A 15060-nucleotide genomic window follows, 5' to 3' on the forward strand; every position below is an offset into this window, starting at 1 on the left:
GGTTACGCGGCGCGTCACGATCGCTTGCGTATCGCTGTCCCGAGTTCTGCGCCGCTAACCCACCCTACATATTCCTCTTTGCCCCTACGGATGCCTGCCATGCCCGATAGTCACTTTCCCCTGGCCGCCGTGGTGGGTGCCGATGATCTGAAGTTGGCCCTGTGTCTGGCCGCGATCGATCCGGCGATTGGCGGGGTGTTGATCGAAGGGCCTCGCGGCATGGCCAAATCGACCCTGGCGCGCGGGCTGGCGGACCTGCTGCCGAGCGGCCAGTTCGTCACCTTGCCGCTGGGCGCCAGTGAGGAGCGCATCGTCGGCTCGCTGGACCTCGACGCCGCGCTGGGTGAGGGCCGCGCCGAGTTTTCTCCGGGTTTGCTGGCCAAGGCCAACGGCGGTGTGCTCTATGTCGATGAGGTCAATCTGCTGCCGGACCATCTGGTCGACCTGTTGCTCGACGCAGCCTCCAGCGGCGTCAATCACGTCGAACGTGACGGCGTGTCCCATCGCCACGCGTCGCGCTTCGTCCTTATCGGCACCATGAACAGCGAGGAAGGCGAGCTGCGTCCGCAGCTGCTCGACCGTTTCGGCTTGAACGTTGCGCTCGACGCCCAGCCGCAGCCCGCTCAGCGAGCGGAAATCGTGCGCCGGCGGCTGGGTTTCGATGCCGACCCCGATGGATTCTTGTCGAGCTGGTCGGTTGAGCAGGAGGCGTTGCGAACGCGCTGTCAGAGCGCTCGGACACTCTTGCTGGACATCCCGCTGGACGATGCCGCACTGGAGCAGATCAGTCAGCGCTGCTTTGCAGCTCAGGTCGATGGTTTGCGCGCGGATCTGGTCTGGCTGCGCGCGGCCCGTGCTCATGCGGCCTGGCGCGCCTCGGCTCGAATCGAGGATGAAGATATCGAGGCCGTCGCCGGTTTCGTGTTGCGCCATCGTCAGCGGCAAGCGACTCCTCCATCGACTGCCCCGCAATCACCGCCCCCACGCGAGGCCGACCAGCCCGGCGCGCCTCGGCAGCAAAACGAGGGCGCGGGTGACTGGGGGCAGTTGCCGGCCCAGGCACAGCCCGTTGGCGCTCGTCGAGAGCCGCCGCAATGGCCAAAAAAGTCCTGAGCATCCGCCCACCCAGCGCCCGCGGCGCGGATGCACGAGCAGCACCGGGCAGCCTTAACGGTGGTCGGCAGGGCGCCGCTCGCAGTGGTGCCGCGGGACGGATCGACTGGGCAGCCACCTTTTTGCTCAACGGGCGACCGCACCGCCGTGAAGATTTGGTGATGCGCCCCCGCAGCCTCCGGGCAAGCGAGCTGTGGCTGGTCATCGTCGATGCTTCGGGCTCGACGCGTCGACACGGCGCGCTGAGCAAGGCCAAGGGGCTGCTCGGTGAAGTCTTCGAGCAGGCCCGGCGTCAACGTGTCCGTCTGGCTCTGATGCAAGCCAACGGAACGCGCGCCGACTGGGTGTGGCCGGGTCGCAAGGTTTCAACTGCACAGCAGCAATGGCTGGCTGATCTTGGTGCCGGAGGCGGTACGCCCTTGCTGGACGCACTGCAGCAGGCGGCCGATTGGCAGACGCGTCGACAACGTCTGAAGCCCGCCGAGCAGCATCGGCTGCTGATCCTCACGGATGGCCGGCTGCGTGACGCGGGAGCCCTGGATCCAAGCCGCTGTCCGGCCCTGCTGGTGGATATCGAGAGTTCGCCGATTCGCCTAGGCCGCGCACGGCAATTGGCCGAACAACTGGGCGCGGAGTATCGACACATCGATACGCTCGCGACCCTGAATCACCCTATCTAAACGACAAACCTTTAGCGCAATGGAGCCTAACCCCGTGAAGACCCTGTTGATCATTGGCATTGGCGCAGGCGATCCCGATTTCCTGACGGTACAGGCGATCAAGGCGCTGAACCGCGTCGACGTGTTTTTCCTGATGGACAAGGGCGCCTCGAAGGATTCGCTTATCCACCTGCGCAAGCACATCTGCGAGCGCTTCATCGAACAGCCGGGGTATCGCTTCGTCGAAGCCGAATGCCCCGAGCGCGTTCGAGGTGTCGCCGACTACCGGGCCTCCGTTGTCGATCTCAATCAGGACAAGCAGCGGGTGTTCGAGCAGATGGTTCACCATGAGCTGGCCGAGGGTGAGGTGGGCGGCTTCCTGGTCTGGGGTGATCCTGCGCTGTATGACAGCACGCTGCGTATCGTCGAGGACATCGTGCAAGCCAGCCCGGAGCCGATCACCTACGAGGTGATTCCCGGCATCACCAGTCTGCAGGCGCTAGCGGCCCGGCATAAGGTCTGCTTCAACAGCATCGGCCAGGCTTTTCAGGTCATGCCGGCCCGGCGTTTGGCCGAGGGCTTTCCTGAGGGGCTGGATAGCGTGCTGGTGATGCTCGATGCGCGGGACACCTATTGCCTGTTCGTCGATCAGGAGATGGATATTTACTGGGGCGCATACGTGGGCACTGCGGATGAGGTGCTGATTGCGGGAAAGGTAGGGGAGGTTGCGGAGGAGATTCGCAGCACCCGCGCCGAGTTGCGCGAGCGGCATGGCTGGATCATGGACAGCTATCTGCTGCGTCGCCGCAGCGCTGACGAGGCTTGAACGTCAGCGCCGGGCGAGCCTTGATCAGGCGGTTGCGAGGGTTTTGACCGTGGTGAAGCGGCTGATCAGCGGGTTGTCCGCGTTGCGCTTGAGCGTGCGCACCACCAGGCAGGTAAACAGCGGCTCGAGCAATACCAGCGGCAGGTAGGACACAGCGAACAACGCCCAATTCTGCAGCGGCGTGGGTTCGTTACCCAGCGACAGCCAGAAACCGACCATCAGCACCACGCCGCCATAGAAGGCCGCGTCGAACTTGACGACTTCGGCCCAGCGAATAACGCGCCCGCCTTCAGCGAAGAAGTGCCGGCCAAGCAGGCCATGGGCGGCGATCAGCGGCAGGATCAGCGACAGCGAGTTGACTGCCAGGTGCACCAGATCGGTCGGTTCGAACAGCAGCCCTTGCAACAGCAGGCCAATGGCGAAGCCGAACAGCGTCGGCACGAATCCGAAAATCACGTACACCGCCGACGCACCCACGAAGTGCAGCTCCGAGGCGCCAACCGGCATGTGAAAGACCTCCATGAATATGGAGAAGAACAGCGCGGCGAGCAGGGTCTTGATCCAGATATCCGGCCGCCACATCAGCTTGGGCAGGAACACTGCCAATGTGGAAACGGCAGCAGCGTTGGCAAAGACGATTTTTGCGGCGTTGAGTACGCCAGGTTCGATATGCATCGTTCTCCCTCCGAGGGATGCGAGTTGAAAGGCGCCGGTATCGGCACGCTGATGGCAGGTCTCCTGGCTCGCGGGTCGTCGTGCACCTGCGTCTTCCCAGCCGATCAGGCCAGTGACTTCATTGCAGGTGAACTCGCCGTTCACAGTTGCGGGGGCAGCGCAGGAATAGCCTGTGGGCGTACCTGCTTCCCTCTTGCCTCTGCCTTTGGGGCAGAACCATCAAGCGCCGCTAGGGTAATGGGTTTGCTTGTATTGAGCACGTCTAAAACGCGGGCTCGGTTCAGGAGGCCGGATAGCTTCTGGGGGTGTAAACCCAGTCGCCTCCGTCTGGTTTGGCGAACCGGCAGGTCTGCGACGAGCCGATGATGACCAGGGTGCGCATGTCCACCTGCTCGGGCGTGAGCTCTCCCAGGCTGGTTACCGTCAGTGCTTCGGCTGGACGGCCTATGTCGCGGCCCAGCACCACCAAGGTTTCCGGAGCGCGCTGTCGACGGATGATCTCCAGGGCCCGGCCGAGCTGCCAGGGTCGCGCCTTGGAAATGGGGTTGTAGAAGGCCATGACCAGATCGGCCGCTGCCGCATGCTCCAGGCGCTTTTCAATCATGGCCCAGGGCTTGAGATTGTCCGATAGCGAGAGCATGCAGAAATCGTGGCCAAGCGGCGCGCCGGCTTTGGCGGCGGTGGCAAGCGCCGCCGAAACCCCTGGTAGCACTTGCAGATTCACTGCGTGCCAACGTGGGTCGCTTGAAGCGTGGAGCGCTTCCAGTACCGCGGCCGCCATGGCAAACACGCCGGGGTCACCGGAGGAAATCACCACCACCCGCCGGCCGCTGGCAGCGAGCTCGAAGGCGTGGGCTGCACGCTGCAGCTCCTCGCGGTTGTCGCTGCTGTGGCTGACCTGGCCTGGCCTTAGCGGGCCGGCCATCTTTATATAGGTTTCGTAACCGAGCAGGTCCTGCGCCTCGTCCAGTGCCTGCCGCGCCGCAGGCACCATGAACTCGGGTGCGCCGGGCCCGAGGCCGATCACCGTCAGCGAGCCGCGTGGCTGACCGATCTTCTCTATGTCGATGGGCTCATCTGCCAGTAACAGTTGTGCGCGCTGGCTGCGGCTGTGCTGCGGCGGCAGCTGCTTGATGTCATCGCTGAAGCGGATCGGCAGGCCCAGCTGGTTGGCGGTGTACTGCACATCGGCGTCGGTCATGAGGTCGAGCGGAGCGATGAGGCAGGCGAGGCTGTGCAGAGAAACGCCGGACTCATCGATCAGTCGGTGCACCTCGGCATCCAGCGCCGGGCCCCCGTGTTCGACATGGATCGCAACCTGCTTGGGGTGGATGCAGAGGGTAGACGCGTCTTCCTGCCTGAGCGGGCTGACGGTCACCCGGTGTTGCGCGTGCGGGTCGAGCGGCAGGCTGAGTTCATCCAGCCAGGGCGCCGGGCCTTCGACGCGCACCGGCGCGCCCGCCAGCAGATCACTGACAAAGCGTTTGCCTTGGTCCAGATCCGCCAGCACATAACCGGGGGGCGGGGAGAGCAAGCAGGCGCCGAAGCGCAGCTCGCCGCTGGTGGTGATGGCCGGGCTGACCTCCAGCACAGTGGCGATCTCCCGTGCCATCCGGTTTACGCCTGCCAGGCCGCCGAGCAAGGGCACCACGGCGCTGCCATCTTCACCAACCACCAGTACCGGAGGCTCGTTGCCCTTGTCGCCGAGTACTGGCGCGAGGCTGCGAATGACGATGCCTGCCGCGCACAGCGCGATGATCGGCGTGTTGGCTCGATACAGATCGCGCAGATGCTCGCCGAAGTTTTCGTACGTGGCATCGACCTCGGTCGTTCGGCCTCGGAGCCCGTGGACCTGCGCCTCAGGGTAAAGGCGCTGTATCCGCCTGCCTGTTTCGAGGGCGGAGGCGCCGAGTACGACGATGGCGGGTGCTGGGGTGGCGGGGCCGGGCATAGTGCATCCGTAAATCAGGGGAGACGGGTGAATGAGGAGGGCTTAGCCGCGCCACTTCTCGCCGGGGACGAGGATCATCGAAAAATAGGGGGACGACATCGGTTCCACCTCATCCAACGGGACGATCTTCTGATTGGCCATGGTGGCCCGTTCGACATAGTGCGCGCGCTTTTCCAGCCCGAGCTCCTGCAGCACACGGCGGACTTTTTCGAAGTTGCGCCCGAGCTTCATGATCACCGCTGCTTCGGCATCGCGCAGGCGTTGCTTGAGCTCCGCCTCCGGCAGCACGCCGGACAGCACGGACAGGCTCTGATTGCGGTAGACCAGTGGCGTGCCGAGCACCGAAGTGCAGCCCAGCATTGAGCAAACTCCGGGCACGACCTCGACCGGATAGTCCGCTGCCAGGCGGTCGTGCAGGTACATGTAGGAGCCGTAGAAGAACGGGTCGCCTTCGCAGATCACCGCCACGTCGCGCCCGGCGTCGAGTTCAGCGGCAATCTGCACCGCGCAGGTGTCGTAGAAATCGCTGATCACATCCTCGTAGGAGAACGGCGGGGCGAGCTTTTCGGTGGTGACCGGGTAGACCAGCGGCATGCGCTGCTGGCCGTCGGTCAGGTGCTGCTCGATGATCCCGAAGGCGTTGCCGCCCTGGCCCTTGCTGGCTTTTGCCTTGGCCACGAAATACCCGACCACAGCCGCGCTCTGCAGCAGGCGCAGGGCTTTCAGCGTGATCAGTTCGGGATCGCCCGGGCCTACACCCAGCCCGATCAGCCGTCCTTTGCCTTCCATCACTCCACCTCCGTCGCGAGGGCGTTGACCGCAGCAACCGCCATCGCACTGCCGCCGCGCCGGCCGCGCACGACCACATAGGGCACGCCGCGGCTGTCCGCCGCCAGCGCGTCCTTGGATTCCGCCGCGCCGATGAACCCGACCGGCATGCCGATGATCAGCGCAGGCTTTGGGGCGCCGGCATCGAGCATTTCCAGCAGGTAGAAGAGCGCGGTCGGCGCGTTGCCGATCACCACCACGCTGCCTTCCAGATGCTCGCGCCAATGCTCCAGCGCAGCCGCGGATCGGGTATTGCCCAGCGTCTTGGCGAGGTCCGGCACGCCGTCATCATGCAGGGTGCAGACGACCCGGTTGTTCTTCGGCAAGCGCGGCCGGGTGATGCCTTCGGCCACCATGCGCGCATCGCAGAGGATCGGCGCGCCGGCCTGCAGCGCGGCACGGCCGGCCGCCCCGGCGCCTGGAGAGAAGGCGAGATCGCTGACGATGTCGACCATTCCGCAGGCGTGGATCACCCGCACGGCGAGCTTTTCCATGTCAGGCGGAATCGCGCTGAGATCGGCTTCTGCACGAATGGTGGCGAAGGAGCGCCGGTAGATTTCCTGACCGTCGCGGATGTAATCAAGCATGGGTGCGTCCCGTTGCGTGGTGCTGGGCGAGCCAGGCGCCCGCTTGGTCGATGTTCATGGGGGGTGCCAGTGGTTGGCCGAAACCGGCCACATTCGCGGCGCGCTCGTAGAGCTGATAGCGGCCGTCGCCGACTGCAAGCAGCGTGTAAGGCGCGACATGCGCAGCCGCGCAGGAGCGCGAGCAACCGCTGAGGTGTACGTGCGGGTGCGCGCCGTGCTGTTGCAGGCAGGCCGCCAACTCCAGAGCGTCGTGCTTGGTGTCGGCCAGCCCGCGCGCGCAGCCGGCAGAACCGGTGCAGGCAATCAGGTTGGCCAGGGGGGCGGCTCTATAGGTAAGCAACCCGACTTGCCTGAGGGCTGCGAGCACGTTGTCCGCCTCGTGGATCTGCACGTTTGGAATCAGCAGGCTCTGCCATGGCGTGAGTCGCAGGCTGCCGTCCCCGTGCCGCTGGGCCAGCTCGGTCACGGCGTGAAGCTGTCCGGCATCGATCCGCCCCAGCGGCGCGCTGGCCGCAACAATCGCCAGCCCTCGCTGGCGTTGCGCGACGATGCCAAAAGGCGCGTCTGCCGCCGGGGTTTGCCGCTGCCAATTGGCCGGCACGGGCGAAAGAGCAGTGGGCAGGCGTGCCTGTACCCGACGCAATAGCTCCTCGGCCGGGATGCATTCGAGCAGCTGGCGCATGCGGCTCTGCTCCGGGCCAGCGCACTCGAGAAAGGTCAGCAGCATCGCCTCGACCAGCTGCACGGCGTCGGTCGCAGCGACCATGCCGATAGGCTTGCCGGTCGGATAGCCCGCCAGCCCGAACACCAGCTGCTGCGGGGTGCCGGGAAGGGCGCGCAGCCAGAGGTCATGGGCGTGCTCCAGCATGCACAGGCTTTCGCCGCCATCGAGCTGAATGGCGAACTTGGCGGACAAGGCGTGCAGCGCTCGGTTGTCCTGTAGCAGGGCCAGCAAGTCTTCGGCCAGTGGCCGGGTGTCCATGTGCTGCTGGCGATCCAGGCCTGCAGCGGGGCTCAGCATGAGATTGCGTACGTCGTCGGCATCGGCCACCGACGGGCCAAGACTCGCGTCCAGCAGTGCGCGGATTAGGTCTTGCTCCGATTCGGCCCGTACGCCGCGAATCTGCAGGTTGCTGCGGTTGGTCAGCTCGAGCACGCCACTGGCATGGTGCTGAGCTGCTTCGGCGATCACGCGCGCCTGATTCGCGGCAAGAACGCCGCCGGGTAGCTTGATTCGGCAGATGCCACCATCCAGCGCCTGCACGATGCGCAGCAGGCCAGGGCACGCGCTGGGGCGTGGAACGGGCAGTTCAGTCATGGGAGGCATGGTCGCGCACGGTGTCACCTGAAACTAAAGACGCGGCGACCAGACCGGCAGAGTTCGGTGAACTCCGTTGGCATCGGTACACCCCGCCCGATGTTGGCACTCGCGACCAGCGTCGTCGGCAGGTCTCCTGGCTGACAGGTCATCATCATCCGCGGCCTTCCCGGTTTCCCAGTGGCATGCGTGCGGAGGATTCGCTGTTTACAGTTGCGGGGGCAGCTCGGTCACGATCATGAGATCGCTCCGTATTCCCTCTTAGGCCCTTGGCGTAGTCGCGGCGGGCACCGACGAAGGCGCTATTATGCCCGCTTTGCCCGACGACGCGACAGCCAAGCCTGTCGCCTGACGAAGGCTTGGCATAGTGATGGAGAGGCGGGATGACGCCCTGGTTGACGGTGGTGGGTATCGGCGAAGACGGCTGGGCCGGGCTCGGCGAAGCGGCTCGACAGGCGCTCGATGAGGCAACACGCATCATCGGCGGTGATCGGCAGCTGGCGCTGTTGTCCGACAATCTGCAGGGCCGGGGAGAACGCTGGCCGAGCCCGTTCAGTCTTGACCCGGTCCTGTCACGCCGGGGCACCCCGCTGTGCGTATTGGCAAGCGGCGATCCGATGTTCTATGGCATCGGCGCCACCTTGGCGCGACAACTGGATGCCGCTGAGATGCGCGTGTTTTCAGCGCCGTCGTCCGTATCTCTGGCGGCGGCGCGCCTTGGCTGGCCATTACAGGAGACGGAGGTCGTTTCCCTGGTCGCGAGGCCGCTCGCGGCGCTGAACGCCCGGATGTTTCCCGGTGCCCGCCTGTTGATCCTGTGCAATGACGGAACGAGCCCCGCGCAGGTGGCGCAGTTGCTGGCGAGCCGCGGTTTCGGCGCAAGCCGTTTGACCGCGCTTGAGCATCTGGGCGGAGCAAAGGAACGCCGCCTGGACTCACTCGCCACGGAATGGTCCTTCGATGCCATCGCCGATCTGAATCTGCTGGCCGTCGAATGCATGCCCGACGCGGATGCCCAGTGCCTGCCGCTCACACCCGGTCTTGCCGATCACCTCTACCGACACGACGGCCAGCTGACCAAACGGGACGTGCGGGCGCTGACCCTGGCCCGCCTCGCACCCATGCCCGGCGAACTGCTGTGGGATGTCGGCGCCGGCTGCGGCTCTATCGGCATCGAATGGATGCGTGCTCATCCCAGTTGCCGCGCCATCGCGGTAGAGGCCGATGCGGGGCGTCAGGCCCATATCGAACATAACCGCGACGCGCTTGGGGTTACCGCATTGAAATTGGTGGCCGGTCACGCACCGGAGGCATTGGCAGACCTCCCCGAGCCGGATGCGATCTTCATCGGCGGCGGCGTCACGGTTGCGGGTGTGATGGAGCATTGCTGGGCCAGCCTGAAGCCCGGTGGGCGGTTGCTCGCCAATGCGGTGACCCTGCAGAGCGAGGCGCTGCTGATGAGCTGGCGTGAACGCATTGGCGGCGAGTTGACCCGGATATCCGTGGCGCATGCGCAGCCGCTAGGCGGTTTCGACACCTGGCGTGGGGCGTTGCCGATCATGCTGCTGCAGGTCGAGAAGCCGCGATGATTCGCATCCTGCTGCTCGGCGGTACGGGCGATGCTTTGCGCCTTGCGCGGAGCCTCGGTCCACCGCATGTCTACAGTCTCGCCGGCCTGGGCCGCGTGCCCGACGACCTCAAATGCCAGGTCCGCGTCGGCGGCTTTGGCGGTGCGCAAGGGCTGGCAGCCTTCATCGCGGCGGAACGTATCGAATTGCTGGTCGATGTTACGCACCCCTACGCGGCGCAGATCAGCACTAACGCAGCAATCGCGGCGGAACAGGCAGGAATTCCATGCTGGGCCTTGCGACGACCTGTCTGGCAGGCCGGTAGCGGAGATGATTGGCGCGAAGTGGATGACTGGGATGAGCTGATCGCGGCCATGAGCGACTTCCGCCGGCCCTTCTTCACGCTCGGGCGCGAGCCGCTGGCGCACCTACACGAGACCCCAGAACACCAGCACTGGACGGTGCGTTGCCTGGATGCTCAGCCGGCCGCTGATCGCGCCGAGATCATCGGCGACCGCGGCCCCTTCAGCCTTGAAGCCGAGCGTCAGCTGTTCGAGCGGTTGGACTGCGATGTGTTGATCAGCAAAAACAGCGGCGGCGATTCCACCGAACCGAAACTGCAGGTGGCTCGCGAGCGAGGCCTGCCGGTGTTGCTGCTGCGCCGGCCGATGCTCCCGGCGGTAACCCGGGAATTCATGCGCCGGGATGATCTACAAACAGCGCTCATGGCTCTTGGCGTCATCACCGGTGGTGCTACCGCCTGATCGCTCACCTTCGGCCGTCGCTGCTAGACTGCGCGCCGCTAAGGAGAGAGCCAATGACTACCGCTGTTTCACCCTACGCACGGGTCCTGTTCGCCGGCCCCGATCTGTCCGCAGGTTCTTTCGCCGAGGTATTCAGGGCGCGTCTGGCCACGCTGCGCGGCGAGCAAGCACTGCGGGATGTGATCGATACGGGTTCGGGCTACGGCCCGCTTTGGCAGGCGGTCCGTGAAAGCGCTCGACCGCTTCTGGTGATCGACCTTGAGCCGCAGAGCAGCAGTGCCCATCTCGACTGGCTGCGCAGCGAACTCATGCAATTCGAGGGTGCTGATCGCATCTTCGTAGCCAGCGCGATCGGTACTGCGGAGGCGCTGCCCGTCGAAGCGGCCTGCGCCCTGATCGAGCGAACGGAGCTGCACCTGCCGTGCACTGAAGTTGCACCGCTTCCAGCCGTGCACGCCTGGTCGAAGATCCCGCTGCATGAGCATCGTGTGCTGCTGTGCAATGGTCCACGCTGCACCCGTCGCGGTGCGTTGCCGCTCTGGAAAGGGCTGCGGGAAAAGCTCAAGGCTGCGGGCAAGCTCGAGTGCGAGGGCGGCGTGCACATCACCCGCACCCAGTGTCAGTTTCCCTGCGATCAGGGCCCGACGCTGAGCGTCTATCCGGCGGGCAAGTGGTACCGCGTGCGCAACGAGGCGGAGGTGACGCGCCTGGTCGACGAGCTGTTCGTCGGCGGGCGTGAGGTGCCCGAGTTGCTGATGCCGAATCAGTAACCAGGCGAGGCGCCTTGATCACCGGGCAGGGCCTGAGAAACGCTCGGCAAAGGTTGGAATGCGCGGTATTGCCTTGGCGAGCGGCCTGCGCCCTGGAACGCCGCTACTCCTCCGGTAGGTCGAGGTCTTCACCGGCTGCTGACATCTCGGCATAGGCTCGGTCCAGTGAATCGACGACCGCCTGGCTGTCTTCAGTGTGGCGGGACACGATGAAGCGAATGGCGACCTTATGCAGCTCCACATGGGGAAGCGCCTCCATGCCGAGGCGATTCAGGGCCTGGCTCACCGGAACCTCGTAGTCGAGCAGATAGTCCGCACGGCGGTGTTTCAACATCTCCAATGCTGAGGTATGGGTGGCCGTCCGGTGTAGGCGAATCTGCAGCTGCGGGTCGTGCAGCATCTGGTTCACCTGTGGCCAGTAGTTGTAGCCACCAATGATGATGACGCCGCGTTTCCGCAGGCTGCTTGGCATGGTCGGGCGTGGGGTGTCGGGCCGGTGATAGAGGTTGAGGCTGATTTGGGCGAGGGTTTCCCGACCCTCCAGGGTGTCGGCTTGCAACTCAGGTTTGCCCGGCGCGCCGGGCCAGATATCGACAGTGCCGTTCTGCAGGGCTGCGTACAGCCGGGCACTCGGCAGGCCGCGGAATTGCGCCTGAAAACCTGCGTGGGCGAGTACGCGCCGAGTGAGATCGACCAGGGGGCCGCTTGGGCGCCCTTGGGCATCGCTGTAGATGGCTGGGGGAAAATCGTAGTAACCGACGGTCAGGGTTCTCGGCGCCTCGGACGAGGCAACGCAAGGCCCCGCCAGAGCCGCTGCAATCGGTATCCAGAATAATCGCTTCAAGGTAATTCACTGCCCCTTGTGGTTCGCGCGTAGGCAAAGCATGGTCGCCACGCGCCCGGCTGTCCAGAATGGACATTTGAGCACCGACACACCAGCGCCGCGACCATGCCTCAGCAGATAGAAAACAGGCTGGCTATGCTGAGGCTAGAGCGTACCGTGCCTATCGGGGTCGATTACCCGGATGACTCGATGGAGAGGTCTATGTATCGCAAGGTATTCACCAGCAAGGTGTTTGATCGCAAAGTGGTGCTGATTACCGGCGGCTGTGCCGGCATCGGCCGTGCGCTGGCCGAGCGGATGGCCCAGGCCGGTGCCAGGGTCGTGATCTTCGACCTCGATCAGAACGCCATTGACGGGCTGGTACAGCACCTTACAGACCATCACAACGCTGACGCGCTAGGGCTGCGCTGCGATGTGTCGGATGCCGCTGCGGTGCAGCAGGCCATTGCGCTGGTGGTGGAGCGCTTCGGCGGTATCGACGTGCTGATCAACAATGCGGGTATTACCCATCGCAGCCGGGTCGCCGACACCAGCCTGGCGGTGTTCGAACGGATCATGGCGGTCAACTTTTACGGCGCGTTGCATTGCACACAGGCGGCCTTGCCGAGCCTGGTCGCCCGTGAAGGACAGATCATCGTGCTCAGTTCACTCTCGCAATACGCGCCGGTGCCAGACCGCGGCGCCTACAACGCCAGCAAACATGCGCTGCATGGGTTGTTCGAAACCCTACGCAGCGAGCTGACCGATACCGGTGTCAACGTGATGCTGGTGTGTCCGGGGTACACCGCGACGGATCTGCGCAAGAACGTATTGATTGGCGATGGCTCTACCGCGCCACAGCCGGTTTTGACGGTGGGGCGCGTGGCGTCGCCGCAGGACGTGGCGGAATCCATCTATCAAGGCGCGTTGAAGCGGCGACGGTTGCTGGTGCTGTCGAACCTCGACTGGCGGGCTCGGCTGGTGGCGCGCTGCTTCCCACGCACCTTCGAGCACCTGCTGTTGCCGCGGCTGGCCGGTGCTCGGACTTCATCCGGCGCGGGCTAGGCGGTCGGCGCGTCGCTGTAGAGCTCTTGAGCCAGCTTCATGTCCCAATAAGCGGCCTCGATCTTGTGGCCGTCCAGGTCGCGCACGAAGCAGCCGTAGTAGGGCTCGCCATATTCTTCACGCGGGCCGGGTGCGCCTTCATCCGTGGCGCCGGCAGCCAACGCGGCGCGATGAAACGCATCGACCGAGGCCTTGTCCGCTGCGAAGAAACCGATATGGGTGCCGTTCCCGATGCTGGCTGGTTGGCCATCGATCGGCGTTTGCAGCCAGAACTCAGGGTATTCACGCCCCCAGGCGATCGCGCCCGGATGGGCCATGATGCGCTTACACCCGAGCGTGCTGAGGATCTGATCGTAGAAGGCAGCGGCTTCATCGAAGCGATTGCTGCCGAGGGATACGTGGGACAGGATGCTGGGGTTCTGGTCGGTCATCGGTGCGGCCTCCTTGACGGGTGGAGACCAAGCCTAGTTCGTCAAATCGGGGTCTGCCGCCTTGCCGATCAACGTTATTGCTTCTGATCGCCGCCCGGTTCGCTGCAAAGCATGAAGCAGCGGAACAGCACCACCGTCGCCAACAGCTGCACCAGCCCAACCACACTGTCGACCACCACGGCGAGCGCTCCAGGCGCTGTCTCACCCGCCCAGAACTGTGCGGCCACCCAGGCTTCCAGAAGCCACAGCGGCACCAGCACGACGAGGATGCAGCCGAGAATCAGCAGAAAATGTCCACGGGTCTGCAGGAAGCTTTCCCTCAGTGCCGCCAGCGGACTCAAGCCGCGCATCACCAGCAGGTATTCGGCAAAGGCGATCTTGACCATGATCCACAGCCCCGGCAGCACGAACAGCGAGGCGCCGAGCATGATCAGCAAGGTGCCCAGCCCGGCCAGTACCGCCATCGACGGCCATAGCGGCAATGCACGCATCATCACCTCGCGCAGCGGCGGTGCATGACCGCGGCTGCGCGCATCGAGGAACAGGATCAAAGCGGCGATATACAGCGGGTAGAAGACGAGTCCGATCAGCAGCTCCTGTGCCGGCATGGCACCTTTGCCGAACAGATGGTCGATGGCCAGGCGGGCGAGGCTCTCCAGCAGAATCAGCGGCAGGCAGAGGCGTGCAATGGACAGCAAATTGCGCGAGTAGAAGAACCAGGCGTCACGGAGGATGGACAGGACATTCATCGCAGGGCGGCAACTCGTGGGAAAAACCAGGCGCGCACTTTAGCAGGCCGTTGGAAAAAGTAGGCGAGGCAGGCAAGACGAGGTGCAACGACCATCGCGAGTCAAAGCAGCCGAAGACGCAGAGGGTAGTGTTCTAAATCATTTGACCGGGCTGGCGATCCAGACTGTTTTTACGAAGCATTGCCAACGTCGTTTTCAATGGCCTGATGAGCCCAAACGACCGGCCGGCGACAGCCGCGCTATCGCAGTCCATACTGGCTGGCCATTCCTCCGCTCAGGTCATCGCGTGAAGAAGATCGCCTTGTTTGCCGACGTGCAGAACCTTTACTACACGGTGCGCCAGGCTCACGGCTGCCATTTCAACTACTCCGCGTTGTGGGCCGAGGTCAGCGAGCGCGGCGAGATCGTAGAGGCCTATGCCTATGCCATCGATCGGGGGGATGCCAAGCAGCAGCAGTTCCAGCAGATCCTGCGCAACCTCGGCTTCACGGTGAAGTTAAAACCGTATATCCAACGCAGCGACGGCTCGGCCAAGGGCGACTGGGATGTTGGAATCACCATCGACGTGCTGGACGTGGTGGGGCAAGTCGACGAAGTTGTACTGGCCTCGGGAGATGGCGACTTCGATCTGCTGCTCGACCGGGTGCGCGCTGGCGGCGCCGAGGCGACGGCCTATGGTGCGCCGGGCCTGACAGCCAACTCGCTGATTCGCGCGGCGTCGCGTTACGTGCCCATCGAAGGCAAGCTGCTGCTGCGATAGCGCTGTCGGCCCGTCACTCCTGGGGCTGCCGGTGCCGCATGTTCCATTCGGCGGCCAACGGTGGATGGAGAAAGCGACATCCACCCTTGTATCTCGACTACCACGCTATGTTGGGGTGATAGTTCCCGACTGATCATCGGGGGAAGGTCAGGAAGCCGTATCCACCCTTAGGC

At 64.5% G+C, this 15060-nt stretch carries 16 protein-coding genes and 2 riboswitches; of the genes, 8 read left to right on the forward strand and 8 right to left on the reverse strand.

Annotated elements, in window-relative coordinates:
• Positions 1–99: 99 nt before the first annotated feature.
• From ACIGHL_RS12610 to cobF, 3 genes are read left to right on the forward strand one after another with little or no spacing between them, the layout of a single operon-like run.
• Positions 100–1113: a magnesium chelatase ATPase subunit I gene (locus ACIGHL_RS12610; protein WP_128120755.1), complete on the forward strand. Its 1014-nt coding sequence runs from the start codon at positions 100–102 to the stop codon at positions 1111–1113.
• A complete protein-coding gene (locus ACIGHL_RS12615; protein ID WP_128120756.1) occupies positions 1095–1793 on the forward strand; it encodes a vWA domain-containing protein in 699 nt (232 codons plus the stop codon). Before ACIGHL_RS12610 ends, ACIGHL_RS12615 begins: the two co-directional genes overlap by 19 nt.
• Positions 1794–1827: 34 nt before the next feature.
• Positions 1828–2598, forward strand: a complete 771-nt coding sequence (gene cobF / locus ACIGHL_RS12620; protein WP_128120757.1) for a precorrin-6A synthase (deacetylating) — start codon at positions 1828–1830, stop codon at positions 2596–2598.
• 24 nt (positions 2599–2622) lie between these two features.
• Here cobF and ACIGHL_RS12625 read toward each other — a convergent pair whose 3' ends face one another.
• From ACIGHL_RS12625 to cobG, 5 genes are all read right to left on the reverse strand, one after another.
• Positions 2623–3273, reverse strand: coding sequence for an energy-coupling factor ABC transporter permease (locus tag ACIGHL_RS12625; protein ID WP_128120758.1), 651 nt, complete (start codon positions 3271–3273; stop codon positions 2623–2625).
• A gap of 36 nt (positions 3274–3309) precedes the next feature.
• Positions 3310–3508: riboswitch (cobalamin riboswitch) on the reverse strand.
• A 45-nt stretch (positions 3509–3553) separates the two neighbouring features.
• Positions 3554–5224: a precorrin-3B C(17)-methyltransferase gene (cobJ, locus tag ACIGHL_RS12630; RefSeq protein WP_128120759.1), complete on the reverse strand. Its 1671-nt coding sequence runs from the start codon at positions 5222–5224 to the stop codon at positions 3554–3556.
• Positions 5225–5266: 42 nt separating this feature from the next.
• Positions 5267–6013: a precorrin-2 C(20)-methyltransferase gene (locus tag ACIGHL_RS12635; protein WP_128120760.1), complete on the reverse strand. Its 747-nt coding sequence runs from the start codon at positions 6011–6013 to the stop codon at positions 5267–5269.
• Complete coding sequence (locus ACIGHL_RS12640; protein ID WP_128120761.1) at positions 6013–6639, reverse strand: precorrin-8X methylmutase; 627 nt, start codon at positions 6637–6639, stop codon at positions 6013–6015. The genes ACIGHL_RS12635 and ACIGHL_RS12640 overlap by 1 nt, the downstream gene beginning before the upstream one ends.
• Positions 6632–7966, reverse strand: coding sequence for a precorrin-3B synthase (cobG, locus tag ACIGHL_RS12645; protein WP_446697734.1), 1335 nt, complete (start codon positions 7964–7966; stop codon positions 6632–6634). The genes ACIGHL_RS12640 and cobG overlap by 8 nt, the downstream gene beginning before the upstream one ends.
• A gap of 100 nt (positions 7967–8066) precedes the next feature.
• Positions 8067–8267: riboswitch (cobalamin riboswitch) on the reverse strand.
• 73 nt (positions 8268–8340) lie between these two features.
• Here cobG and cbiE point away from each other — a divergent pair.
• The 3 genes from cbiE to ACIGHL_RS12660 are packed head-to-tail and all read left to right on the forward strand — an operon-like array spanning position 8341 to position 11059.
• Complete coding sequence (gene cbiE / locus ACIGHL_RS12650) at positions 8341–9546, forward strand: precorrin-6y C5,15-methyltransferase (decarboxylating) subunit CbiE (RefSeq protein WP_128120762.1); 1206 nt, start codon at positions 8341–8343, stop codon at positions 9544–9546.
• Positions 9543–10289: a cobalt-precorrin-6A reductase gene (locus ACIGHL_RS12655; protein ID WP_128120763.1), complete on the forward strand. Its 747-nt coding sequence runs from the start codon at positions 9543–9545 to the stop codon at positions 10287–10289. The genes cbiE and ACIGHL_RS12655 overlap by 4 nt, the downstream gene beginning before the upstream one ends.
• 53 nt (positions 10290–10342) lie before the next feature.
• Positions 10343–11059, forward strand: coding sequence for a (2Fe-2S) ferredoxin domain-containing protein (locus ACIGHL_RS12660; RefSeq protein ID WP_128120764.1), 717 nt, complete (start codon positions 10343–10345; stop codon positions 11057–11059).
• A 103-nt stretch (positions 11060–11162) separates the two neighbouring features.
• Here the strand turns inward: ACIGHL_RS12660 and ACIGHL_RS12665 are convergent, their stop codons facing one another.
• Positions 11163–11903 (reverse strand): substrate-binding periplasmic protein, encoded by a 741-nt coding sequence (locus tag ACIGHL_RS12665; RefSeq protein ID WP_241509178.1) that lies wholly within the window; start codon positions 11901–11903, stop codon positions 11163–11165.
• A gap of 201 nt (positions 11904–12104) precedes the next feature.
• Here ACIGHL_RS12665 and ACIGHL_RS12670 point away from each other — a divergent pair, with 201 nt between their 5' ends.
• On the forward strand, positions 12105–12947 hold the full coding sequence (locus ACIGHL_RS12670) for an SDR family oxidoreductase (protein ID WP_128120765.1): 843 nt from the start codon (positions 12105–12107) through the stop codon (positions 12945–12947).
• On the opposite strand, the gene ACIGHL_RS12675 is transcribed toward ACIGHL_RS12670, so the two are convergent.
• Positions 12944–13378: a VOC family protein gene (locus ACIGHL_RS12675; RefSeq protein ID WP_128120766.1), complete on the reverse strand. Its 435-nt coding sequence runs from the start codon at positions 13376–13378 to the stop codon at positions 12944–12946. The genes ACIGHL_RS12670 and ACIGHL_RS12675 overlap by 4 nt on opposite strands.
• Before the next feature lie 74 nt (positions 13379–13452).
• Positions 13453–14127, reverse strand: coding sequence for a YciC family protein (locus ACIGHL_RS12680; RefSeq protein WP_128120767.1), 675 nt, complete (start codon positions 14125–14127; stop codon positions 13453–13455).
• Positions 14128–14413: 286 nt separating this feature from the next.
• Here ACIGHL_RS12680 and ACIGHL_RS12685 point away from each other — a divergent pair, with 286 nt between their 5' ends.
• Positions 14414–14887, forward strand: a complete 474-nt coding sequence (locus ACIGHL_RS12685) for an NYN domain-containing protein (RefSeq protein WP_128120768.1) — start codon at positions 14414–14416, stop codon at positions 14885–14887.
• The last annotated feature ends 173 nt before the right edge of the window (positions 14888–15060 follow it).

It is taken from the genome of Pseudomonas sp. NPDC077451 (assembly GCF_044543345.1).
GTDB lineage: Bacteria > Pseudomonadota > Gammaproteobacteria > Pseudomonadales > Pseudomonadaceae > Stutzerimonas.